Raw genomic sequence first — 23,036 nt, forward strand, 5'->3', positions numbered from 1 at the left:
GCCTTCGTAATCGTTCTCGGCTTCCGCGGCGAGCGCACGGTAGGCCGGCATGCCGGAAATGGCCGCCGCCTGCTCGAGCGCCGCGGGCGGCGCAAACTGGCGGGTTTCGTGAAGAACCGATTCAATCGCAGACATCGACTACCCCTTGGTGAACATGAATCCTCTGCATGGCGGCGCGATCGTGCGCGCCGCGCGTCTTGGCCGGCGCATGCGCGCCGCTGTCTCCTACCCACCACTCACGCACGGCCCGAAGGCCGCTGCGTGATGCTGCGCCGCACCATGCCGCACGATGGCGACCGGGCGACCCGACCGTTTCCACAATAAGCGCTCCAACTTACCCGTCACTTACGCGGCACGGCCGTTTCGCCCGCCGGGCGGCGCCGCTTGTAGCTTTACGCTGCAACGAGCGCGACCCTACAATCCTAACTGAACTCGCCTTCCGGATTCCAGCTTGAATCGCTACGCTTTCTTTCTTGTGCTGTCGATGCTGTTCGTCGGCAGCAATGTCGGTATCGGTAAATCGATCGTCGTCTTCGTTCCCGTCGCCATCCTCGCCACGCTGCGCTTCGTGATCGCGATCGCCGTGCTGTGGCCGCTGTTCAGCCCGGTGAAGATGCGCACGGTCAAGCGCGGCGAATGGCTGAACCTGTTCCTGCAGGCATTCTTCGGCACCTTCATGTTCACGCTGCTGATGCTGAACGGCGTGCAGCGCACGAGCGCGGTCGCGGCCGGCGTGATCACGAGCACGATCCCGGCGATCGTCGCGCTGTTCGCATGGCTGATCCTGCGCGAAAAACCGAACGGCCGTGCGCTCGTGTCGATCGCGCTCGCGATCGCCGGCGTCGTGACGATCAACCTCGCGAACGGCAGCGCGACCGGGCATGGCGCATCGTCTTCGCTGACCGGCAACCTGCTGATCCTCGGCGCGGTGTGCTGCGAATCGATCTACGTGATCCTGTCGCGCCGCCTCACGCAGACGCTCGCGCCGATCGACATCTGCGCGTACACGCACCTGTTCGGCCTGTGCCTGATGCTGCCGCTCGGCGCATCGGCGATGTGGCATTTCGATTACGCGAGCGTGCCGGCCGGTACCTGGGCACTCGTCGTCTGGTACGGCCTGTCGGCCAGCATCTTCTCGTTCTGGCTGTGGATGAAGGGTATCCGCCACGTGCCGGGCAGCCTCGCCGGCGTGTTCAGCGCGGTGCTGCCGGTCGCCGCGGCCGCGTATGGCATCGCGTTCCTCGGCGAGCGCCCGACGCTCGCCCACGGCATCGCGCTCGCGTGTGTCGTCACCGGGATCGTGCTGGCGAGCCTGCGCGTGAAACGCGTGCCGGCCGCCGCCTCCTGATCCGTCCCTGGCCATGCCGGCGCGTCACTGCAGTCGCGCCGGCCGACGCGTTACAATAGCGCGCCTTTTCAAGATTACCCCCGATACCTGCGCACCGCGCCCGCACCTTCAACATGTCTGCCCCGCATTCGCCCGGCCGCCCCGCGCGTCGCCCGCTTCGCCCGCTCCCCGCGCTGATTTTCATGAGCCGCTGGCTCCAGGTTCCGCTTTACCTCGGTCTGATCGTTGCGCAGGCCGTCTATGTGTTCCTGTTCCTGAAGGAAGTCTGGCACCTGCTGTCGCATGCAACGAGCCTCGACGAAGTCAGCGTGATGCTCGCGGTGCTCGGCCTGATCGACGTGGTGATGATCTCGAACCTGCTGATCATGGTGATCGTCGGCGGTTACGAAACATTCGTGTCGCGCCTCGGCATCGAGGGCCACCCCGACGAGCCCGAATGGCTCGACCACGTGAACGCGGGCGTGCTGAAGGTCAAGCTGTCGATGGCGCTGATCAGCATTTCGTCGATCCACCTGCTGAAGACCTTCATCAACCCCGATCAGCACACGATGCACGCGATCATGTGGCAGGTGATCATCCACGTGTCGTTCCTGGTGTCGGCGCTCGTGATGGCGTGGGTCGACCGCCTGACGACGCACACGCACCCGGCCCATTTCCACGAGCCGCGCGCCCACGATGGGCACGCGCCTGCAGCGAACGAGCCCCGCAAGCCGGCCGAAGCAGCCGTCAACGCATAAACGCATTCCCCACTGTCCCCACAGAGTCTCAGCCATGACCGTCATCAAACAGGAAGACCTGATCCAGAGCATCGCGGATTCGCTGCAGTACATCAGCTACTACCACCCGCTCGACTACATCCAGGCCCTCGGCCGCGCGTACGAGCTGGAAGAGAGCCCGGCCGCGAAGGACGCGATCGCGCAGATCCTCACGAACAGCCGCATGTGCGCGGAAGGCAAGCGCCCGATCTGCCAGGACACCGGCATCGTCACGATCTTCGTGAAGGTCGGCATGGACGTGCGCTGGGACGGCGCGACGATGGGCCTCACCGACATGATCAACGAAGGCGTGCGCCGCGGTTACACGCACCCGGACAACGTGCTGCGCGCGTCGATCGTCAATCCGCCGGAAGGCGCCCGCAAGAACACGAAGGACAACACGCCGGCCGTGATCCACTACGAGATCGTGCCGGGTGACAAGGTCGACGTGCAGGTCGCGGCGAAGGGCGGCGGCTCGGAGAACAAGTCGAAGTTCGTGATGCTGAACCCGTCCGACTCGATCGTCGACTGGGTGCTGAAGACGGTCCCGACGATGGGCGCGGGCTGGTGCCCGCCCGGCATGCTCGGGATCGGTATCGGCGGCACGGCCGAAAAGGCGATGCTGATGGCGAAGGAATCGCTGATGGAGCCGATCGACATCCAGGAAATCATCGCGCGCGGCCCGAAGGACTGGGTCGAGGAACTGCGCGTCGAACTGCACGAGAAGGTCAACGCGCTCGGCATCGGCGCACAGGGCCTCGGCGGCCTGGCGACCGTGCTCGACGTGAAGATCATGGCAGCACCGACGCACGCGGCCTCGAAGCCGGTCGCGCTGATCCCGAACTGCGCGGCGACGCGCCACGCGCACTTCGTGCTCGACGGCTCGGGCCCGGCCAAGCTTGAAGCGCCGTCGCTCGACGCATGGCCGAAGGTCCAGTGGGAACCGAACACGGAAACCAGCAAGCGCGTCGACCTGAACACGCTGACGCCGGAAGAAGTCGCGAGCTGGGCGCCGGGCCAGACGCTGCTGCTGTCGGGCAAGATGCTCACCGGCCGCGACGCCGCACACAAGCGCATCGCCGACATGCTCGCGAAGGGCGAGAAGCTGCCGGTCGACTTCACGAACCGCGTGATCTACTACGTCGGCCCGGTCGATCCGGTCCGCGACGAAGTGGTCGGCCCGGCCGGCCCGACGACGGCCACCCGCATGGACAAGTTCACCGAGACGATGCTCGCGCAAACCGGCCTGATCTCGATGGTCGGCAAGGCCGAGCGCGGCCCGGTCGCGATCGAGGCAATCAAGAAGCACAAGGCGGCCTACCTGATGGCGGTCGGCGGTGCGGCGTACCTCGTGTCGAAGGCGATCCGCGGCGCGAAGGTGCTCGCATTCGAAGACCTCGGCATGGAAGCGATCTACGAGTTCGACGTGCAGGACATGCCTGTAACAGTTGCTGTCGATTCGTCGGGCACGTCGGTGCACCAGACCGGTCCGAAGGAGTGGCAGGCGAAGATCGGCAAGATCCCGGTCGCAGCCGCTTAAGCGCGATCGAACGAAAGGCCGGACGGAAGTCCGGCCTTTTTACTTCTCATTCTCATTATTGTGCGTGGCCAGTCATACGAGGCTGATTCTCATTACACGCAAAAGGCAGGCCCGGCAAGGCTTTGACGCTTGGCTTTTCTCGTTCGAGCGATTATCTTTCGGTTTCTGAAGCCCCACTGAACAAGGAACAAGCCATGCAAGGCGACAAGAAAGTCATCGAATATCTGAACGCCCAGTTGAAGAACGAACTCACGGCGATCAACCAGTACTTCCTGCATGCGCGCATGTACAAGCACTGGGGCCTCGAGAAGCTCGGCAAGCACGAGTACGACGAGTCGATCGGCGAAATGAAGCACGCCGACTGGCTGATCGAGCGCGTCTTCATGCTCGACGGCCTGCCGAACCTGCAGGATCTGCACAAGCTGCTCGTCGGCGAGGAAACCGAAGAGATCCTGAAGTGCGACCTGAAGCTCGAGCAGATCTCGCAGTCCACCTGCAAGGAAGCGATCGCCTACTGCGAATCGGTGCGTGACTACGTATCGCGCGAGATCTTCGAAAAGATCCTCGACGACACCGAAGAGCACATCGACTGGCTGGAAACGCAGATCGACCTGATCGGCAAGGTCGGCCTGCAGAACTACCAGCAGACGATGATGGGTTCGCCGGAGTAAACTCTCTCCACGCTTCCCGTTATCGCCCCCAGCCCGTTCATGTCGACACCTTCCGTTATCGCAGCGACGGCCTCGACCGTCGCCCCCGTCGGCATCTTCGATTCAGGGCTGGGCGGCCTGTCGGTGCTGCGCGCCGTGCGCGCGCAGTTGCCCGAGGAATCGTTCATCTACGTCGCCGATTCGCACCATGCGCCGTATGGTCCGCGCGACGAGGCGTTCATTACGGAACGCACGCTGGCAATCGGCGAGTGGCTGGCCCGCGAAGGGGCAAAAGCGCTCGTCATCGCCTGCAACACCGCGACCGCACGCGCGATCGCCGCGATCCGCGAACACCTGTCGATGCCGCTCGTCGGCGTCGAGCCGGGCATCAAGCCGGCCGCCGCCGTGTCCGCGAGCGGCGTCGCGGGTGTCCTCGCCACGCAGTCGACACTGAACAGCCCGCGCTTCCAGGCGCTGCTCGACCGCTACGGCGCCGGCCGCCGCTTCATCTGCCAGCCCGGCCACGGGCTCGTCGAAGCCATCGAGCGCGGTGACACGAATTCGCCCGCACTGCGTGCCTTGCTCGACAGCTACCTGCAGCCGATGCTCGACGACGGCGCCGATACGCTGGTACTCGGCTGCACGCATTACCCGTTCTTCACAGAAACGATTCGTGACCTTGTGGGCGACCGTCTGACGATCGTCGACACCAGCGATGCGATCGCGCGCCAGCTCATGCGGGTGCTCGACGAGCGCAACCTGCGCGCACCCGCCGGCACGCGCGCGGCGGCGCCCCGCTTCTGCTCGACCAGCGACGGCCGCCAACTGCAGGTACTCGCGTCGACACTGCTCGGCCTCGCTGCGCCGGTCGAATCCGTCACCATTTCCTCGCCGAACGCGCGCGCCTGCGCGACCGCCTGACACGGGCCGGCACGCCCTCTTCCGCGAGCCGCTCCACCGCCCCCGCCGCATCAAGGGTCTGATGACCTTAAAAAAAGCCCGACCCAGGCTTGTCAACGCTCGCAAAATTAATGATAATAATTCGCATTACCGTTAGCTATCGCAACTCATCATGATCGTCTGCGTGTGCAAGTCTGTTTCCGATCGCAAGATTCGCGCGTCCCTCGCAGAGGGCGTGAACTCTTTCGATGAACTCCAGTTCGAGCTCGGCGTGGCCACGTGCTGCGGCAAGTGCGAGGAGTCCGTACGCGACCTCATGGCCGAACACGGCGTCTGCGCGAGCCAGTGCGGTGTCGAGCATCACGCTCACCCGATCCCGGTCACGTTCTACGAACGCAAGGCCGCCTGACCGGCGCCGAGTGCGCGCATGCGGCCCAGGCCGCATTTTTTGTTTTAACCGTCAGCAAGCCACCGTCTGCGCGAGCCAGCGGCCTACCTGCCAAGGAGCCTGTCATGGAATTGCTGATCGGATTTGTGACCACCGTTTGCATCTCGCTGCTGATCTTCCGCAAGTGATGCCGATTCACCCGCCGCGCCCCGGGTGCGACATCGTTCTTTCAAGCTAACATGCAGGCTTCGCATCTCGCTCCTGCCGGCGCCATGCCGGCTGCACCACGTATGAATCCCCGTGTGATCGTCGTCGCGGTCGGTGTGCTTGCCGCACACGCGATCATGCTGACGGCCGCCTGGCTCCATCGCAACGCGCCGCCGCCGCCTCCGAAGGAGATCGAGGTTCAGTCGATCACCGCGCAGCTCATTCCGCCTGCGCCGCCGGCCCAGCCGGTCGCGGTCCAGTCGGCCGCGCAGCAGCCCACGCCGCCCAAGCCCACGCCGCGCGTGAAGCCGAAGGTCGAGCCGAAGCCGGTGCAGAAGGCGGTTCCGACGCCTCAGCCGGTCTCGCAGGCACCGTCGCCGACACCCGCGCCGGCCGCCGTCGATCCGACACCGGCGCCCGCCGCACCGGCACCTGCTGCGCCGGCTGCTGCCCCCGGCCCGGCTCGCGAAACGATGCAGGTCAGCGCGCCGAAGAACGTGTCGGCGCTCACCTGCAATTTCGTGAAGCCCACCTATCCGTCGATGTCGCGCCGTCGCGGCGAAACGGGCACGGCCTATGTTCACTTCATCATCGGCGTGACGGGCAAGATCGAAAGCGTCCAGTTGCAGAAGAGCAGCGGCTACCCGCGTCTCGACGAAGCCGCGCTCGAGGCGACGCGCGCCAGCACCTGTCCGCCGTATATCGAGAACGGCCAGGCGATCCGCGCTGCCCATACGCTGCCCTTCAACTTCACGCTTGACGACTAACCCGTCATATTCGGTAGATTCAAAGGAAACAAGAAAATGCAAAGCTACGGTATCGCGCACGTCTGGGCGCAAGGTGATTTCGTCACGCGCGCCATTGCAATCACGCTGCTCGTGATGTCGGTCCTGTCGTGGATCGTGATCGTCATCAAGGGTTGGAACGTGATCCGCCTGAACCGCCTGACGAAGAACGCCGAACAGGCGTTCTGGCATTCGGACAATTTCGACGACGGCATCAAGAAGCTCGGGCTCGCCGCCTCGACGCCGAATGACAACCCGTTCCTCGCGCTCGCGCTGTCGGGCAAGGAAGCCGCCGATCACCACCACCAGACGCAGCCGCACCTGCACGACCGCATGGACGTGTCGGACTGGGTCACGCGCTGCCTGAAGGACACGATGGACGAAGGCATCTCGCGCATGCAGAGCGGCCTCGCGATCCTCGCATCGGTCGGCAGCACGGCGCCGTTCGTCGGCCTGTTCGGTACGGTCTGGGGGATCTACCACGCACTGCTCGCGATCGGCGCAACCGGCCAGACGTCGATCGACCAGGTCGCGGGCCCGGTCGGCGAATCGCTGATCATGACCGCGTTCGGCCTGTTCGTCGCGATCCCGGCCGTGCTCGGCTACAACGCACTGACCCGCGCGAACAAGGGTGTCGTCAGCAAGCTGCGCCGCTTCGCGCACGGCCTGCACGCGTACTTCGTGACGGGCGCGAGCCTTGCGTCGTCGTCGACGCGCGACGGCCTGCGTCTCGCGACGCGCGCCAGCTGAGGCGGGGTGAACCATGGCAATGAACACCGGTTTCAGCGACGATGACGACGATGCCGTAATGAGCGAGATCAACATGACGCCGCTCGTCGACGTCATGCTCGTACTCCTGATCATTTTCCTCGTGACGATCCCGGCGATGCAGCATGCGGTGAAGATCGACCTGCCGCACGCCAGCAGCCAGCCCGTCGACGAAAAGCCGCAGACGGTCGACGTCGCGATCCAGGGCGACGGTACGATCCTGTGGGACGACCACACGGTCACGCGCGAACAATTGCAGGCGCGCATCGCGGAAGCGGCAAAGCGCACGCCGCAACCGGAGTTGCACCTGCGTGCGGACCGCAAGGTCGCCTATGAGCACGTCGCGGAAGTGATGTCGGATGCGCAGGCAGGCGGCCTGACGAAGCTCGGCTTCGTGACGGAGCCGACCGCAAAAGCGAAGTAACGCACGCGCAAGCGGGACCTAGCCGGCCACGCCTCGCCGGCCGCACCTCGCCGGCCACGCACAAAGTAAAAGGCCTTCATCGCCAGATGAAGGCCTTTTTTCATGCGCACGCGGGCGCCTTCGGGCGGCGGGCTCTTTGGCGGTATCGGTTGCGCCTCGAGCAACGCAAATGCGACTCTGCCGTGGTCTGCACGGACTGCGCGTTCTGCCCTATCTGGCTCGCAATATATGCGGCCACCTGATTTCGCTCCGAACTTCCTTCACGAAATGGGATTCCAATATAGGCCCGCACGCACGCGCATTCAAGGTTCCGGCGATTGAAACTTGCGATTGCAGACGACGCTTCAATGACAAAACAAATTTGCCTCGTCGTGCACGTCGTGTTCAGGTCGCCGAAGCATTGGCTGCCGCTTCCTTCTTCGCACGCTCCGGGCACCCCGGATCCTGGTAGGCGCCGTGATCGAGCTTCTCGACCAGATAGTCGACGAACGCACGCACCGCGGGCGGCATCCCCTGCCGCGACACGAACACCGCATAGAGTTGCGGCACCGGCAGCGTCCAGCCCGGCATCACGGGCGACAGTTGCCCCGCGCGCAGCGCGTTGCCGTACATCATCTCCGGCAGGGCCGCGATACCGAGGCCATCGAGCACGGCTTCGCGGATCGTCATCAGGTCGGCCGTCACGAGCCGCGGGTCGTGCTCGTGCACGTGACGCGTTCCGTCCGGCGCGATCAGGTTGAACACGTGCCGCCCGTCGACGCTCGGCGTATCGAGCGTCTCGAATCCGGTCAGGTCGTCCGGCACCAGCGGCGGCGCATTCTGGCTCAGCAGGCTCGGCGCACCGACCAGCATCTGCTCGGTGCGCCACAGCGGCCGCACGACGATGTTCGCGTTCTGTGGCGGCTCCGAGCGCACGCGCAGCGCGACGTCGATCGAATCCTCGAACAGGTCGATCACGCGATTCGTCACGCGGACATGCACCTTCACCTCGGGATAGCGGCGCAGGAATTCGGGCAGGATGCGCGACAGCATCGTCTGCGACAGCGTCACGGGCACGCTGACGCGCACCGAGCCGCGCGGCGACGAGCGCAACTGCTGGACCGCGTTCATCGCCGCCTGCGCTTCGGCCAGCATCGCCTGGCAATGCTGGTAGAACAGTTCCCCTGCCTCGGTCAGCGCGAGCTTGCGTGTGGAACGCTGCAGCAGGCGCACGCCGAGCGCCGCCTCGAGTTCGGTCAGGCGCCGCGACAGGCGCGATTTCGAGATGCCCAGCACGCGCTCCGCGGCCGAGAAACCGCCATGTTCGACGACCTGCGAAAAGTACATGAGGTCGTTCAGGTTATGTGCATCGATATTCATCTCATCGTTCCAATTTCAGAACAATCCATTGCGAACCGTCGCGAATCGAACGGTAAAACGCCCAATATAATAGCGCCATGTTTCAAAAATAACGCTATTCCGATCATTTCGAGGGAATCCGCATGACGACCGCTCGCTCGCTTGACCGCACTTACCCCGCGCTTCGCACGACCGAAGGCGGCGGCTTCGTGGTTCACCGCCCGTTCCCGACCCGGCTGCTGATGGATTTCGATCCGTTCCTGCTGCTCGATGAAATGGGTCCGGTCGACTATGCGCCCGGCGAAGCCCGCGGCGCGCCTGCCCACCCGCATCGCGGCTTCGAGACCGTGACCTACGTGCTCGACGGGCACTATCGCCATCACGACTCGGCCGGCCACGCGGGTGCGCTCGGCCCCGGCGACGTGCAGTGGATGACGGCCGGCGCCGGCGTCGTGCACAGCGAGATGCCGGATCCTGCGTTCGCGCAGGCGGGTGGCCGCTCGCATGGCTTCCAGCTGTGGGTCAACCTGCCGCGTCGCGACAAGCTGATCGCGCCGCGCTACCAGGAGATTTCCGCCAGCCGCATCCCGACCGCGACGTCGCCGGACGGCCGCGCGCGCGTGCGCGTGATCGCCGGCGAGGCGTTCGGCGCCAAGGCCGTGATCGAGACACGCACGCCGATCCTCTATCAGCATTTCACGCTGGAACCGGGCGCAACGGTCACGCAGCCCGTGCCGGCAGGCTATCGTGTGTTCGCCTATCCGATCGAAGGAACGGGACTCTACGGGCCCGGCAGGCAGGCTGTCGACGCACAACATATGATCGTCTACGGCTGCGACGGCGACTCCGTCACGTTCGCGGCCGGCGATACATCGCTCGACCTGCTGCTGATCGGCGGCGTGCCGCTCAACGAGCCGATCGTGCGCTACGGCCCGTTCGTGATGAATACCGAGGAAGAGATCCGGCAGGCCGTCGTCGACTACCAGACCGGCCGCATGGGCCGCATCGACGCGTGACGCTCGAGTGGGGCCGCAGGTGCCGCGAAACCACGCGTTTTGCGTCACAATGACTTCTTGAACCATGTGGCTGCCCGCCACCAGAAGGAACCCGTCCCCTTGAACTTCGAACACCTGATCCAGATCAACTCCGACGATCCGGCCGTGCCGACCCTCACCCGCGACCAGCTCTGGGAAGGTCTCGTGTTGCGCGCCGAACAGCCGCAACTGTTCGTGCTCGGTCTCGACAGCTGTGTCGTCCACCAACGGACGGACACGACGCTCGAACGTGAGCTGCACTACGGTCACGCGACCGTGCGCGACCACGTCACGTTCACGCCGAACCAGCAGGTTCGCTACGACATCCTCGCCGCCGACGGCGAGATCGGCGGCTCGCTGACGATGATGATCGAGGAGCGCGACGACCACGAACTGTTCCTGCGTTTCGAATACCGCACGACGCTGGTCGTCACGGACGACAGCGAAGACGCGCGTCAGACGCATGGGATCGTCAAGGAGGCGTACCGCACGTCGGATATCGACACGGTCCGCCTGATCCGCGAGTACGCGCAGGGCCGCAAGGATCCCGATCCGCTGCACTGACCCCGGTGGCGGCCTACGGGCCGCCCCTTTGACTCAAGCTATCAGGTTTGCCATTTCGATCGATAAAGAGTTTTTGCGAATGGGAATGGTTATCATTTAGAATTCATTCCATCGTATCGACAGTCACCGATCAACCGAATGACCGACACCATGCGCCCGACCACGCTGACCTTGCGCCGCCCGACCGGCACCGCAGGCAGCAGCCGCCAGAAGACGGCAGCGGTCACCACGCCGGCGAAACCCGCCGACAACCGCGATGCAGGCACGCGGGTCGTCAGCAGCGATGCGCTGCTGCAAGGCCAAAGCCACGTCAGCATCGCGCATAACGGAGAGACCTATCAGTTGCGCGCCACACGGCTCGGCAAACTGATCCTGACGAAGTAACGACCGAGTATTGTGGGGACCACCTCCCTGAGAGGTGTTGGGCAGTAGCCAGCGTAACGGCTTGCACGCGAGATCTAGACCCCTTCGTGCAAACACACTCAAGCAGCCGTTGCAGCAAGCCAAGCCACTTTTTTTGGTTCTCACGCCTGGAAGAAAAAAAGCGACACGTCGAAGGACGTGTCGCTTTTTTGTTTGGGTGGCGCCGATGTGTTCGACATGCCGTTCGCGGTGACTTCAATGCATCCCGAAGGATCGCCTTCCGCCCTGCTCCGTGCATGGATGGCCTCAGGCAGCGCAAATGCCGCTCAGAACCCCCAGAACATCAACCACCACGCACTGTCGACGACGGCCAGCCCTGCCGCGAACCATGCAAAGGCAGCAAGCCGGCGCGGCCAGGCCGCGTAACGCCCCGTCACCTTCCACGCGAGCCACGCGCTCCACGCGTTGGCGCCGACCAGGATCGCGATACGCACGTCCGTGGCCCAGCCGAGCGGCACATGCTCGGCACGCAGCAGCGACAGCGTCGTCGCCGACAGCCCGAGGAACACGCCCGCGCCCGCGATCGGAATCAGCGCCTGCGCGAGATGATGGAGCCGCACGCGATCGAAGCGGCCGAGCATCAGCGTGGCACCGGCCAGCAGCACGAGCAGCGCCGTGCCGTACACGAGCCCCGTGCCGACGATGTAGCTGACGACGAGCCCGCCGTCGAGCCACGAGAACACGTCGTTGCGATCCGGGTAATGCGTGAGCAGGAACCACGGCGCGTTGGTTTCGAGCGGCCACGTGATGTCATGGTCGATCAGCCAGCCCGCGAGCCATTGCTTGATCTGCACGAACCACGGGCTGGCGGTCCAGTGGAACGCACCGATCGCGACGCCGAGCAGGCCATACAGGATCAGCGCGGTGTCCCACGGGTTCGCCTGCTGCGCGCCGAGGTTCACGACTTCGTCGGACGGCGAGCGCAACGACAGCGAGATCGCATCGCGGTGCCCGCTGCAGCGGCCGCACATATGGCAGTCCGCCGCGCCCTTCATGTTGCGCAACGGCACGAGCGGCGCGCAGTTGATCGGAATCACGCGATGGCCATGCTCGCCGTTCTTGTACGAACGGCGCCACGCATCCTCATCGACCTTGTAGCGCATCGGCGCAAGCCGCGCGAGCAGCCCGAATACGCCGTTGACCGGGCACAGGTACTTGCACCACACGCGCTTCTCGCGGCCGTACAGCAAGCCGATCACGATTGCGCCGACGGTCGAGCCGCCGAGCACGAACAGCACCGCGAGCGGGTACTGGTACACGCTCACCATCTGCCCGTAGATCGTCGTGAGCCCGAACGCGACGAATGGCCAGCCGCCCCACCGCATCCAGCGCGGAATCGGGCCGCCGCGGCCGAACTTGCTCGCGAATTCGGTCAGCGCACCTTCCGGGCACAGCACGCCGCACCAGACACGGCCGAGCATCACCATCGACAGCAGCACGAACGGCCACCAGATGCCCCAGAACACGAACTGCGCGATCAGCGTGAGGTTGTTCCACAGGTGCGCGGAATCGTCCGGTAGCGGCAGCACCGCCGGCACGATGATCAGGAACGCATAGACGGCGACGACGACCCACTGGATGCCGCGGATCACCGCGCCGTGACGCTGCATCCACTGCCCCGCCTGCGCGAGCCAGCCCGGCTTGGTTGCGGCGACAACGTTCATGCCGCGCGACCCGCCGCGACGGCCGGACGACGGCTCGCGCGCTTCATCAACAGCCAGACGACTGCCCAGTACACCGCATAGGCGACCAGGTTGGTCAGCGCCGGATGCGCGCGATAGCCCGTCAGCGTCGCGACGAGCGAGCCGAACGTGCTGGAATCATCGAGAATCGACGACGTATCCCACACCTGCGAAATGCCGAGCGGCAGGATTTCCTTGTCGATCAGCTTGTCGACGCCGGTCTGGAACAGGCCCGCGCCGAGGAACAGCAGCATCACTTCGGTGACGCGGAAGAAGTGCCGCCACGAGAAATACTTGCCGCCGAGTTGCAGCAGATAGAACGTCAGGAATGCGAGGCCGAGGCCGATCACGACCGCGAGCATCTGGCTGCCGTCGACGTGGCCCGACTGGCCGAAACCGAGGCCGTACAGGAAGATCACCGTCTCGCTGCCTTCGCGCGCGATCGCGAGCGCGACCAGCACCGCGACGCCCCACCAGTTCGAATCGCGCGTGCTCTGTTGCAGCGATTGCTCCATGTCGCGCTTCAGCGTGCGGCCGTGCCTGCGCATCCACAGCACCATCTGCACGATCAGCACGCATGCGATCAGCACCATCGCGGTCTGGAAGTAGTCCTGCGCGTCGCCGGACAGCACTTCGGTGAAACCGACCAGCGCTGCGCCGAGGCCGACCGCCATCAGCAGGCCGACACCGACGCCGGCCCAGAGAAAAGGCAGGCCGCGGCGCGCGTCGTCGTCGCCGTTTTTCAGCCATGCGTAGAGAATGCCGACGACGAGCAGCGCTTCGACGCTCTCCCGCCAGACGATGAACAAGATCTGACCCATCGATACCTCCTGACGCGCGGTACACCGGGCAGGTGGGCCTGCGCGCAGATAAAACGCGTTACTTCGCGACGATCACGCCCTGTGCCTGCTGGTGGAAATCGTCGAAAAACTTGTATTCGCCCGGCGACAACGGCGCGACGACCACGAACGAATCGGCGCCCGGCGCGAGCACCTTCTCCTTGCGCAGTTGCACGCTCTCGAATTCGGCGGCGCCCTTGCCGGTGTTCTTGATCTCGATCTTGAAACGCTGGCCGGCCGGCACTTCGATGCGAGCGGGATTCAGCTTGCCGTCCGTCATCTCGAGCTTGAACGTCGGCAGGTCTGCAGCGTACGCTGCGCCGGCGAGCCACAACGCAGCGGCTGCGGCAAAGACTTTCTGGGGAATTTTCATTCTGGGTTCTCTACGCCGACGGCGCGCCGAAGCGCGCCGTCCGTGATGCCACCGATCAGTAACCGCCCTTCTTGCCGATACCGGCGAACGGGAAGTCGTACTCGAGGGTGATGGGCTTGAACCATGCGCCCACGCCCGTTTCCTTGTCGATGTGACGGCCGAACGCCATGTGGCCCGATTGCATCGGCGGCTTGACGGTCATCGTCAGGTGGTACTTGCCCGGGCCGGCCAGCTTCACGTTGTCGCCGTAGTGCGGGCCGTCGCTCGCGACCATGCCCATCAGGTCGCCTTCCGCCTTCCACTTCGTGTCGCCCTGCTTCGTCAGCTTGTACGTGACCTGCAGGTACGGCATCCAGTCGCCTTCCGCGAAACCCGTCGGGTTGTTCTTGACCGCATGGATATCGGCCTCGAGGTGGATGTCGGAATCCGACGCCTTGCGCATCATCCCTTCCGGGTCCATCGTGATCGGCTGCAGGTACACCGCGCCGATTTCCATGCCGCCCTGGATCTGCTGCTTGCCGATCGGATATTCGGCAGCCGAGGCCGACATCGCGGCAAGCGCCGCCGCTACCGCAACCGACGTGCGGATGAACGAAGAACCCAACATGGACACTCCTTGTTATTTGATCTGACACCGTGCGAGCCACCCGCCGGGCGCCCCGCTGGAAACACTAACGCGATGAAGAACGTTAATGCGAACTATTCTCAATAATTGCGGAGTTTAGCACCGATCCCGTTCCGGAACAAACGAGGCTCCGCGTAAACCCCTGATGCGACAAGGCTTACAGCTCGATTACCGGCACGTTTCGGTGACGCTTGGAAAGATTTACCGACCGCCGCTGACGTGATCGCCGACGTTCGCACCGAACACGCGCTCGCGCAGCAGCGCGAGCTGGTCGCGGGTCGCGGCGGCCTTCTCGAACTCGAGGTTCTTCGCGTAGTCGGCCATCTGCTTTTCGAGGCGCTTGATTTCCTTCGCCAGCTGCTTCTCCGACATGTCCTCGAATTTCGCGCGCTGCTGCGCTTCCTTCAGCTCCGCGCGCGCTTCGTCGGCGTTGTAGACACCGTCGATGATGTCCTTGATGCGCTTCACCACGCCGCGCGGCGTGATGCCCATCTTTTCGTTGTGCGCGATCTGCTTCGCACGGCGCCGCTCGGTCTCGCCGATCGCGCGCTTCATCGACTCGGTCATGTTGTCCGCGTAGAGGATCGCCTTGCCGTTCACGTTCCGCGCGGCCCGGCCGATCGTCTGGATCAGCGAGCGCTCGGCGCGCAGGAAGCCTTCCTTGTCCGCGTCGAGGATCGCGACGAGCGACACTTCCGGAATGTCCAGCCCTTCCCGCAGCAGGTTGATCCCGACCAGCACGTCGAACGTGCCGAGTCGCAGGTCGCGGATGATCTCCACGCGCTCGACCGTGTCGATGTCGCTGTGCAGGTAGCGCACCTTGACCCCGTGGTCCGCCAGAAACTCGGTGAGCTGCTCGGCCATGCGCTTCGTCAGCACGGTAATCAGCACGCGCTCCCCGGCCTTCACACGCGCGTTGATCTCGGCCAGCACGTCGTCGACCTGCGAGCTCGCCGGCCGCACTTCGATTTCCGGATCGACGAGCCCGGTCGGCCGAACGACCTGCTCGGCGATCTGCCCGGTCACGCGCTTCTCGTAGTCGGCCGGCGTGGCCGACACGAACACGACCTGGCGCATCTTGCGTTCGAATTCGGGGAACTTGAGCGGCCGGTTGTCGAGCGCCGACGGCAGCCGGAAGCCATAGTTGACGAGGTTTTCCTTGCGTGCGCGGTCGCCGTTGTACATGCCGTTCAGCTGGCCGATCAGCACGTGCGACTCATCGAGCAGCATCAGCGCATCGGGCGGCAGGTAGTCGACGAGGGTCGGCGGCGGATCGCCGGGCTCAGCGCCCGAGAAATGCCGCGAGTAATTCTCGATGCCCTTGCAGAAGCCCAGTTCCTGCAGCATCTCGAGATCGAAGCGCGTGCGCTGCTCGAGGCGCTGCGCCTCCACGAGCTTGCCGTCGCTGTGAAAGTACTCGAGGCGCTCGCGCAATTCGTCCTTGATCGTCTCGACCGCGCGCATCACGGTGTCGCGCGGCGTCACGTAGTGCGACGACGGATACACGGTGAAGCGCGGAATCTTCTGCCGCACGCGCCCCGTCAGCGGGTCGAACAGGTGCAGCGTCTCGACCTCGTCGTCGAACAGCTCGACGCGCACGGCCAGCTCCGCGTGTTCGGCCGGAAAGATGTCGATCGTGTCGCCGCGCACACGGAACGTGCCGCGCTGGAAATCCTGGTCGTTGCGTGTGTACTGCATCGCGATCAGCCGCGCGATCACGTCGCGCTGGCCGAGCTTGTCGCCGGTGCGCAGCGTCAGGATCATCTGGTGGTATTCGGACGGGTTGCCGATACCGTAGATCGCCGACACCGTCGCGACGATCACGACGTCGCGGCGCTCCATCAGGCTCTTCGTCGCCGACAGCCGCATCTGCTCGATGTGCTCGTTGATCGACGAGTCCTTTTCGATGAACAGGTCGCGCTGCGGCACATACGCTTCAGGCTGGTAATAGTCGTAGTACGAGACGAAGTACTCGACCGCGTTGCGCGGGAAGAACTCGCGAAATTCCGAGTAGAGCTGCGCGGCGAGCGTCTTGTTCGGCGCGAACACGATCGCCGGGCGGCCGAGCCGCGCGATCGTATTGGCCATCGTGAAGGTCTTGCCCGAACCCGTCACGCCGAGCAGCGTCTGGAACGAGAGACCGTCCTCGACCCCTTCGACGAGCGTCTCGATCGCGGTCGGCTGGTCGCCTGCGGGCGGATACGGTTGATACAGCTGGAACGGCGACCCTTCGAAGGTCACGAATTTCGATTCGTCGAGCGCGTCGCCGGTTTCGGCTTTATGTTCGGACATGGAATGCGGCCGGAGCGAGGGCAAAGAAAGCATTCTAGCGCTTCGCGGCCGCGCGAACTGCTGTCGGCTCCTGACGCGCGACGGCCGTCCGATATCGCCATTCCCGGCCGAATTTCGCCGCCGATTCGCCGCCCCCGCCTGCGTGAATTCGCTACAATGTCAGGCTGCTGCGCTTTCCGGCGTCGTGCCTGCCTGCGCGCGGTCCACCGCGCCCGCCCCGCCCGTTGAAAGCCTGACCCTCTTTTCACTACTGCCGAATCATCATGTCGCTCTTCTCCGCTGTCCAGCTTGCTCCCCGCGACCCGATCCTGGGCCTGAACGAAGCCTTCAACGCCGATGCGCGTCCGACCAAGGTCAACCTCGGCGTCGGTGTGTACACGAACGAAGAAGGCAAGATTCCGCTGCTGCGCGCGGTTCGCGAAGCAGAGAAGGTGCGTGTCGAGGCCGGCCTGCCGCGCGGCTACCTGCCGATCGACGGCATTGCCGCCTACGATGCGGCCGTGCAGAAGCTGCTGCTCGGCAACGACTCGCCGCTGATCGCAGCAGGTCGCGTGGTCACGGCCCAGGCACTGGGCGGCACGGGCGCGCTGAAGATCGGCGCCGATTTCCTGCGTACCGTGAACCCGAACGTGAAGGTCGCGATCAGCGATCCGAGCTGGGAAAACCACCGCGCGCTGTTCGAAGCAGCCGGCTTCGAAGTCGTTGCGTACCCGTATTACGACGCTGCTACCAACGGCGTGAACTTCGAAGGCATGCTGTCGGCACTGAACGGCTACGCGGCAGGCACGGTCGTCGTGCTGCACGCGTGCTGCCACAACCCGACCGGCGTGGACCTGACGGAAGCGCAATGGCAACAGGTCGTCGACGTCGTGAAGGCGCGCAACCTCGTGCCGTTCCTCGACATGGCCTACCAGGGTTTCGGCGAGAACATCGAGGCCGATGCTGCCGCCGTGCGCCTGTTTGCCGCGGCTGACCTGAACGCATTCGTGTCGTCGTCGTTCTCGAAGTCGTTCTCGCTGTACGGCGAGCGCGTCGGCGCACTGTCGATCATCACGTCGAGCAAGGAAGAAGCAACGCGCGTGCTGTCGCAACTGAAGCGCGTGATCCGCACGAACTACTCGAACCCGCCGACCCATGGCGGTGCCGTGGTCGCCGCGGTGCTCGCGTCGCCGGAACTGCACGCTTCGTGGGTGCAGGAGCTCGGTGAAATGCGCGATCGCATCCGCGCGATGCGCAACGGTCTCGTCGAGCGCCTGAAGGCCAGCGGCGTCGACCGCGACTTCAGCTTCATCAACGAGCAGCGCGGGATGTTCTCGTATTCGGGCCTGACCTCGGCGCAAGTCGATCGCCTGCGCGACGAGTTCGGCATCTATGCGGTCGGCACGGGCCGGATCTGCGTCGCCGCACTGAACACGCGCAACCTCGACGCGGTCGCCAATGCGGTCGCAGCCGTCCTGAAGTAACGCGGCGTGAGTGGGCAGCAGCCGTTATCGGCGCCGCCCCACTCTGCCGAAACAAAAAACGCGCTCCCAGGAGCGCGTTTTTTTATGCCTTTTGCCCGGCTTGCCGGCGCAACGACCTCGCGCGAGCGGCGCGCATCGCGGCCGCCCGCGGCAGTGCGTTACTGCATGAACCAGCCGTGGCTGACGACGACCGACTGGCCCGTGAGCGCGGCGCTCGGGAAGGCCGACAGGAACAGCACCGTCTGCGCGACGTCCTGTACCGTCGTGAACACGCCGTCGACCGTGTTGCCGAGCATCACCTTCTTGATCACTTCCTCTTCGCTGATCCCGAGCTCCTTCGCCTGCTCCGGAATCTGCTTGTCGACCAGCGGCGTGCGCACGAAGCCCGGACACACGACGTGCGAGCGCACGTTGTGCTTCGCGCCTTCCTTCGCCAGCACGCGGGCCAGGCCGAGCAGGCCGTGCTTGGCCGTCACGTAGGCCGACTTCAGCGGCGACGCTTCGTGCGAGTGCACCGAACCCATGTAGATCACGACACCGCCGCGATCGTCCTTGTACATGTGCCTGAGCGCAGCCTTGGTCGTCAGGAACGCGCCGTCGACGTGGATCGCCTGCATCTTCTTCCAGTCGGAGAACGAGTAGTTCTCGATCGGGTTGACGATCTGGATGCCCGCGTTCGATACGAGGATGTCGACCGAACCGAACGCTTCGGCCACCTTGTCGATCCCGCTGTTCACGGCTTCCTCGTTCGTCACGTCCATCGCGACGCCGATCGCCTTGCCGCCCGCCTTGACGATCTCGTCGGCAACGGCGTTCGCGCCGTCCTGGTTCAGGTCGGCGATCGCGACGGCCGCGCCCGCCTTCGCGAGCTCGAGTGCGATTTCCTTGCCGATGCCGCTCGCGGCGCCCGTGACGACTGCGGTCTTGCCGCTCAGATCTGCTGCCATGTCCATCTCCTCCCGTTGTCGGATCGATAAAACAAGCGCCCGCCGCATCCGCTACCGTCGCGCGATCGCACCGGCGGGCCAGCCGTCATTGTGCACGATCGGCCACGCCGTTCGCGCGCAAAACGTCTAAGCTTAAGGTCGGTTCTGTCACGCAGGAGATTCGCATGCACTATCGACGGCTAGGCCGCTCCGGCCTGCAGATCAGCGAGCTTTCGCTCGGTTCGTGGGTGACGTACGGCAACCAGGTCGACCAGCGGGTCGCGCGCGAATGCCTGGCTGCGGCGCGCGACGCGGGTGTCAATTTCTTCGACAACGCCGAGGTCTACGCCGGCGGCAAATCCGAGGAAATCATGGGTCACGCGCTCAAGTCGCTCGACTGGCCGCGCGTCAGCTACATCGTGTCCACCAAGTTCTTCTGGGGGCTCGCCGAAGCGCCGAACCAGTATCACACGTTGAACCGGAAATACCTGCTGAACGCCATCGACGGCTCGCTGCGCCGGCTGCAACTCGACTATGTCGACCTCGTCTATTGCCATCGCCCCGATCCGAACACGCCGATCGAGGAAACCGTCTGGGCGATGAGCGACATGATCGTACGCGGCAAGGCGCTGTACTGGGGCACGTCGGAATGGCGCGCCGACGAGATCCGTGCCGCGTGCGAGATCGCCGAACGGCATCACTTGCACAAGCCGGTCGTCGAGCAACCGCAGTACAACCTGTTCCACCGCACGCGAGTCGAGCAGGAGTATGCGCGGCTGTACGACGACTACGGTCTCGGCCTCACGACCTGGAGCCCTCTGGCATCGGGCCTGCTCACCGGCAAGTACCGTAACGGCGTGCCGCCCGGCAGCCGCGCGCAGTTGCAGGGTTACGACTGGATGCGTGACCGCCTGACCGATCAGGCCGCCAACGACATCGTCGAACGGCTCGGCGAGATCGCAGCCGAGCTCGGCTGCAGCACGGGCCAGCTCGCGATCGCATGGGTGCTCGCGAATCCACGCGTGAGTTCGGTCATCACGGGCGCGTCGCGGATCGAGCAGATCGGTGACAACATGCGCGCGCTCGACGTTGCCGCGAAACTGACGCCGGATGTGAAGCAACGCATCGAGGAGGTGGTCGGCGATGCGTACGAGTAAGGCGATGCACGCCCACTCGCGTACAATACGCGGCCCGCATCGGCGCCCGGCCTGACGGCCGCGCACGATCGACCGCTTTCATCGATTCACCTTCGTTTCAGGCAGCCCGCCATGCTCAGTTATCGTCACGGTTTTCACGCAGGCAACCACGCGGACGTGCTCAAGCACGCCGTCGTCGTCCAGCTGCTGCGCTACCTGAACAAGAAAGACAAGTCCTACTGGTACATCGACACGCATGCAGGTGCCGGCGTGTACTCGCTGCGCGACGGCTACGCGGCGAAGACGTCGGAATTCGACACCGGGATCGGCCGACTGTGGAACGAAAAGAACCTGCCGGAAGCGCTGGGCGACTATGTCGATGAAGTCCGCGCGCTGAACGACGACGGTGAACTGCGCTTCTACCCGGGTTCCCCGTACATCGCATGGCGATCGATGCGCGAGCAGGACCGCATGCGCCTGTTCGAAATGCACACGACGGAAATCGACGTGCTGCGCCACAATTTCCGCGACGCGGGGCGACGCGCGATGATCTTTGCCGGCGACGGCTTCGAAGGCATCAAGGCGCTGCTGCCGCCGCCGCCGCGACGCGCACTCGTGCTGATCGACCCGTCCTACGAGGACAAGAAGGACTACGCGCGCACGGTGGCTTGCGTGACGGAGTGTCTGAAGCGTTTCGCGACGGGCTGCTATGCCATCTGGTACCCGCAGGTCACCCGGACGGAATCGCAGCGTTTTCCCGAGCAGTTGAAGCGCCTGCAACCGAACAACTGGCTGCACCTGACGCTGACGGTGTCGAATCCGCCGACTGACGGGCTGGGTCTCTACGGCAGCGGGATGTTCATTCTGAATCCGCCATATACGCTCGCCCAGAGCATGAACGAGGCACTGCCCTATCTGGTCGAGATGCTCGGACAGGATAGCGGCGCCCGCTGCCAGATCGAGCACCGCGGAAACTGATCGGGCGACCGCGCGTTACGGCTGCGGTCTCGGTGCGAGCCTTGGCTGGTTGGCCGGCTGTCCACCCCACGCAGGGACATTGATATACGGCGCGACGAACAGCGGAACCGACGTGTTCGGCGCCTGCCCGGCCGGAGTCCGCATGCCTGCCGGTTCGACGATCGGCTCGGAAGACAACGGTGCCGTCTGCAGCACCAGCCCACCCTTGCCGTCCTGGATACCGCGTTGCGTATCGAGAATCAGCGGTTTGGACGATGTCGCGGCAGCAGCTGCGAGTCCATGGACAAGCACTGCCGCGCCCAGAACGAGACGCGCGCGGGCACTTCGACGCACATCGAGACGCAAACGCATGATCGTGTCCTTCAGGATGAAAAGCAGGTGCATACCATAGCGCTGCACTGACGATTGCGCCAGATCCGGCGCACAAAAAACAAAGCCCCGTCAAATACGGGGCTTGCTTATCGTTCGGTGCCACGTGGCACCTGACGGTGACTCCGATTACAGCGAGTAGCCGTTGGTTTCGAGCGAGCGGATGCGGCTCTCGAGCTGGACGATGTCCGACGACGTGGCGAGGTATGCCTCACGGCGTTCACGTTCTGCGGATTCGAACCAGTTGCTCAGCTTTTCGACGATGTAGGCGATCATGACATTCTCCAAGGAAGGGGGACCCCTGGTGAATCGGTGTTCAGGGATTTCCCGTATAGGGTTATCCCGAATTATAGCGATGCCGCACCAAGATGCTAGTGAAATACTTGCATGGAAGCCATTCCCATTCGGAATAGCCGGCCGTCAGTCTTGCGTAACCTATTGATTTTTATAGAAGTCGAATCGAGGCCTGTTTCGTCCCTCGAGTGCGCGCACTAATTTGGTTCACCGACGGGGTCGGACAGTCGCGCCAAAATCGGGCATTCGGGCCGCCCGTCACCATGACAGTGCGCAGCGAGATCGGCCAGGGTGTTGCGCATGTCGCTCAGTTCCGCGATGCGCTTGTCGAGTTCGGCCACGTGCTCGAGGGCAATCGACTTCACTTCGGCGCTCGCGCGGGAACGGTCTTGCCAAAGCAGCAGCAGCTTGCGGATGTCCTCGACGAGAAAGCCAAGGCGTCGCGCCTGGCGGATGAAGCGCAGGATATGGATTTCGTCCGCGCCGTAGATCCGGTAGCCGGCGTCGGTCCGCTTGCTCGGCGCAAGCAGGCCGACCTGTTCGTAGTACCGGATCATTTTTGCGCTGACTCCGGATTCGCGCGACGCATCGCCGATATTCATTCCCGACCTCTCCATCAAGCCCTGGTTTCGAACATGAACGTCGACGAGTGCAATCGCCGACGGCACTTCGATCGTATCAAATCGCTCGGTTTCGTTCCGGGGTAAGGCTTCGCTGCTGGAGGCAGTTGAATGACCTGGTGTGCGAGCCAGAGGGACGTGATGAGTGGAGCGCTCTACGCCACCCCGCACACGCATTTCCGTCGCGCAAATGCAAAAACCCCCGCCTTTCGGGCGGGGGTTTCTGGCTTAAGGAGCCTGACGATTACCTACTTTCACACGGGAATCCGCACTATCATCGGCGTAGAGTCGTTTCACGGTCCTGTTCGGGATGGG

The 23,036-nt window shown here is 64.3% G+C and carries 25 protein-coding genes and 1 pseudogene; 15 read left to right on the top strand and 11 right to left on the bottom strand.

Annotated features, from left to right (window positions below; translation table 11 throughout):
* A pseudogene (locus LGN19_RS38560) lies at positions 1–135 on the bottom strand (AMP-dependent synthetase); the annotation flags it as partial.
* A gap of 316 nt (positions 136–451) precedes the next feature.
* Here LGN19_RS38560 and LGN19_RS38565 point away from each other — a divergent pair.
* From LGN19_RS38565 to LGN19_RS38605, 9 genes are all read left to right on the top strand, one after another.
* A complete protein-coding gene (locus LGN19_RS38565) occupies positions 452–1,348 on the top strand; it encodes a DMT family transporter (protein ID WP_122945862.1) in 897 nt (298 codons plus the stop codon).
* 113 nt (positions 1,349–1,461) lie between these two features.
* Positions 1,462–2,085: a TIGR00645 family protein gene (locus LGN19_RS38570; RefSeq protein WP_174963342.1), complete on the top strand. Its 624-nt coding sequence runs from the start codon at positions 1,462–1,464 to the stop codon at positions 2,083–2,085.
* Between the two features lie 34 nt (positions 2,086–2,119).
* Positions 2,120–3,643, top strand: coding sequence for a fumarate hydratase (locus tag LGN19_RS38575; protein ID WP_122945864.1), 1,524 nt, complete (start codon positions 2,120–2,122; stop codon positions 3,641–3,643).
* A 194-nt stretch (positions 3,644–3,837) separates the two neighbouring features.
* Entirely contained in the window at positions 3,838–4,314 is a 477-nt protein-coding gene (gene bfr, locus LGN19_RS38580; protein WP_011352652.1) for a bacterioferritin, read from the top strand.
* A gap of 39 nt (positions 4,315–4,353) precedes the next feature.
* Positions 4,354–5,214 carry a glutamate racemase gene (murI, locus tag LGN19_RS38585; RefSeq protein ID WP_226220134.1) on the top strand — a complete coding sequence of 287 codons (861 nt, stop codon included), beginning with the start codon at positions 4,354–4,356 and terminating at the stop codon, positions 5,212–5,214.
* Between the two features lie 151 nt (positions 5,215–5,365).
* Entirely contained in the window at positions 5,366–5,602 is a 237-nt protein-coding gene (locus LGN19_RS38590; protein WP_043188741.1) for a bacterioferritin-associated ferredoxin, read from the top strand.
* Between the two features lie 218 nt (positions 5,603–5,820).
* Positions 5,821–6,555 carry an energy transducer TonB gene (locus LGN19_RS38595; protein WP_122945866.1) on the top strand — a complete coding sequence of 245 codons (735 nt, stop codon included), beginning with the start codon at positions 5,821–5,823 and terminating at the stop codon, positions 6,553–6,555.
* 36 nt (positions 6,556–6,591) lie between these two features.
* Positions 6,592–7,323, top strand: coding sequence for a MotA/TolQ/ExbB proton channel family protein (locus LGN19_RS38600; RefSeq protein WP_043188744.1), 732 nt, complete (start codon positions 6,592–6,594; stop codon positions 7,321–7,323).
* A 13-nt stretch (positions 7,324–7,336) separates the two neighbouring features.
* Positions 7,337–7,765 (top strand): ExbD/TolR family protein, encoded by a 429-nt coding sequence (locus LGN19_RS38605; RefSeq protein ID WP_089450934.1) that lies wholly within the window; start codon positions 7,337–7,339, stop codon positions 7,763–7,765.
* A gap of 384 nt (positions 7,766–8,149) precedes the next feature.
* On the opposite strand, the gene LGN19_RS38610 is transcribed toward LGN19_RS38605, so the two are convergent.
* Positions 8,150–9,124, bottom strand: a complete 975-nt coding sequence (locus tag LGN19_RS38610) for a LysR family transcriptional regulator (RefSeq protein WP_122945868.1) — start codon at positions 9,122–9,124, stop codon at positions 8,150–8,152.
* Between the two features lie 122 nt (positions 9,125–9,246).
* On the opposite strand from LGN19_RS38610, the gene LGN19_RS38615 reads away from it, so the two are divergent.
* The 3 genes from LGN19_RS38615 (at position 9,247) to hemP (ending at position 11,085) form a co-directional block, all read left to right on the top strand.
* Positions 9,247–10,119, top strand: coding sequence for a pirin family protein (locus LGN19_RS38615; protein ID WP_226220135.1), 873 nt, complete (start codon positions 9,247–9,249; stop codon positions 10,117–10,119).
* A gap of 99 nt (positions 10,120–10,218) precedes the next feature.
* A complete protein-coding gene (locus LGN19_RS38620) occupies positions 10,219–10,701 on the top strand; it encodes an SRPBCC family protein (RefSeq protein WP_226220136.1) in 483 nt (160 codons plus the stop codon).
* A 138-nt stretch (positions 10,702–10,839) separates the two neighbouring features.
* Positions 10,840–11,085 carry a hemin uptake protein HemP gene (gene hemP, locus LGN19_RS38625; RefSeq protein ID WP_226220137.1) on the top strand — a complete coding sequence of 82 codons (246 nt, stop codon included), beginning with the start codon at positions 10,840–10,842 and terminating at the stop codon, positions 11,083–11,085.
* 305 nt (positions 11,086–11,390) lie between these two features.
* Here the strand turns inward: hemP and LGN19_RS38630 are convergent, their stop codons facing one another.
* The 5 genes from LGN19_RS38630 to uvrB form a co-directional block, all read right to left on the bottom strand.
* Positions 11,391–12,788, bottom strand: a complete 1,398-nt coding sequence (locus LGN19_RS38630) for a 4Fe-4S binding protein (RefSeq protein ID WP_226220138.1) — start codon at positions 12,786–12,788, stop codon at positions 11,391–11,393.
* Positions 12,785–13,627: an FTR1 family iron permease gene (locus tag LGN19_RS38635; RefSeq protein ID WP_043188756.1), complete on the bottom strand. Its 843-nt coding sequence runs from the start codon at positions 13,625–13,627 to the stop codon at positions 12,785–12,787. The genes LGN19_RS38630 and LGN19_RS38635 overlap by 4 nt, the downstream gene beginning before the upstream one ends.
* Positions 13,628–13,685: 58 nt before the next feature.
* Positions 13,686–14,018: a cupredoxin domain-containing protein gene (locus tag LGN19_RS38640; protein WP_174941706.1), complete on the bottom strand. Its 333-nt coding sequence runs from the start codon at positions 14,016–14,018 to the stop codon at positions 13,686–13,688.
* A 55-nt stretch (positions 14,019–14,073) separates the two neighbouring features.
* A complete protein-coding gene (locus LGN19_RS38645; RefSeq protein ID WP_122945873.1) occupies positions 14,074–14,625 on the bottom strand; it encodes an iron transporter in 552 nt (183 codons plus the stop codon).
* A 219-nt stretch (positions 14,626–14,844) separates the two neighbouring features.
* Positions 14,845–16,935: an excinuclease ABC subunit UvrB gene (uvrB, locus tag LGN19_RS38650; protein ID WP_226220139.1), complete on the bottom strand. Its 2,091-nt coding sequence runs from the start codon at positions 16,933–16,935 to the stop codon at positions 14,845–14,847.
* A 263-nt stretch (positions 16,936–17,198) separates the two neighbouring features.
* Here uvrB and LGN19_RS38655 point away from each other — a divergent pair, with 263 nt between their 5' ends.
* Complete coding sequence (locus LGN19_RS38655) at positions 17,199–18,398, top strand: amino acid aminotransferase (RefSeq protein ID WP_043188767.1); 1,200 nt, start codon at positions 17,199–17,201, stop codon at positions 18,396–18,398.
* A gap of 158 nt (positions 18,399–18,556) precedes the next feature.
* Here LGN19_RS38655 and LGN19_RS38660 read toward each other — a convergent pair whose 3' ends face one another.
* Positions 18,557–19,345 carry a 3-hydroxybutyrate dehydrogenase gene (locus tag LGN19_RS38660; protein ID WP_226220140.1) on the bottom strand — a complete coding sequence of 263 codons (789 nt, stop codon included), beginning with the start codon at positions 19,343–19,345 and terminating at the stop codon, positions 18,557–18,559.
* A 164-nt stretch (positions 19,346–19,509) separates the two neighbouring features.
* On the opposite strand from LGN19_RS38660, the gene LGN19_RS38665 reads away from it, so the two are divergent.
* The gene (locus LGN19_RS38665) at positions 19,510–20,481 is read left to right on the top strand and encodes a potassium channel beta subunit family protein (protein ID WP_174963333.1); all 972 of its coding nucleotides are present in this window, start codon (positions 19,510–19,512) and stop codon (positions 20,479–20,481) included.
* Between the two features lie 111 nt (positions 20,482–20,592).
* Positions 20,593–21,438: a 23S rRNA (adenine(2030)-N(6))-methyltransferase RlmJ gene (locus LGN19_RS38670; protein WP_122945877.1), complete on the top strand. Its 846-nt coding sequence runs from the start codon at positions 20,593–20,595 to the stop codon at positions 21,436–21,438.
* A gap of 15 nt (positions 21,439–21,453) precedes the next feature.
* On the opposite strand, the gene LGN19_RS38675 is transcribed toward LGN19_RS38670, so the two are convergent.
* The 3 genes from LGN19_RS38675 to cueR form a co-directional block, all read right to left on the bottom strand.
* Positions 21,454–21,822: a hypothetical protein gene (locus tag LGN19_RS38675; RefSeq protein ID WP_174977010.1), complete on the bottom strand. Its 369-nt coding sequence runs from the start codon at positions 21,820–21,822 to the stop codon at positions 21,454–21,456.
* Positions 21,823–21,936: 114 nt separating this feature from the next.
* The gene (locus LGN19_RS38680; protein ID WP_006478295.1) at positions 21,937–22,083 is read right to left on the bottom strand and encodes a DUF3563 family protein; all 147 of its coding nucleotides are present in this window, start codon (positions 22,081–22,083) and stop codon (positions 21,937–21,939) included.
* 215 nt (positions 22,084–22,298) lie between these two features.
* Entirely contained in the window at positions 22,299–22,703 is a 405-nt protein-coding gene (gene cueR, locus LGN19_RS38685) for a Cu(I)-responsive transcriptional regulator (protein WP_122945878.1), read from the bottom strand.
* Positions 22,704–23,036: the final 333 nt, after the last annotated feature.

Origin of the sequence: Burkholderia sp. AU30198 (assembly GCF_020419825.1) — a bacterium.
Lineage (GTDB): Bacteria > Pseudomonadota > Gammaproteobacteria > Burkholderiales > Burkholderiaceae > Burkholderia.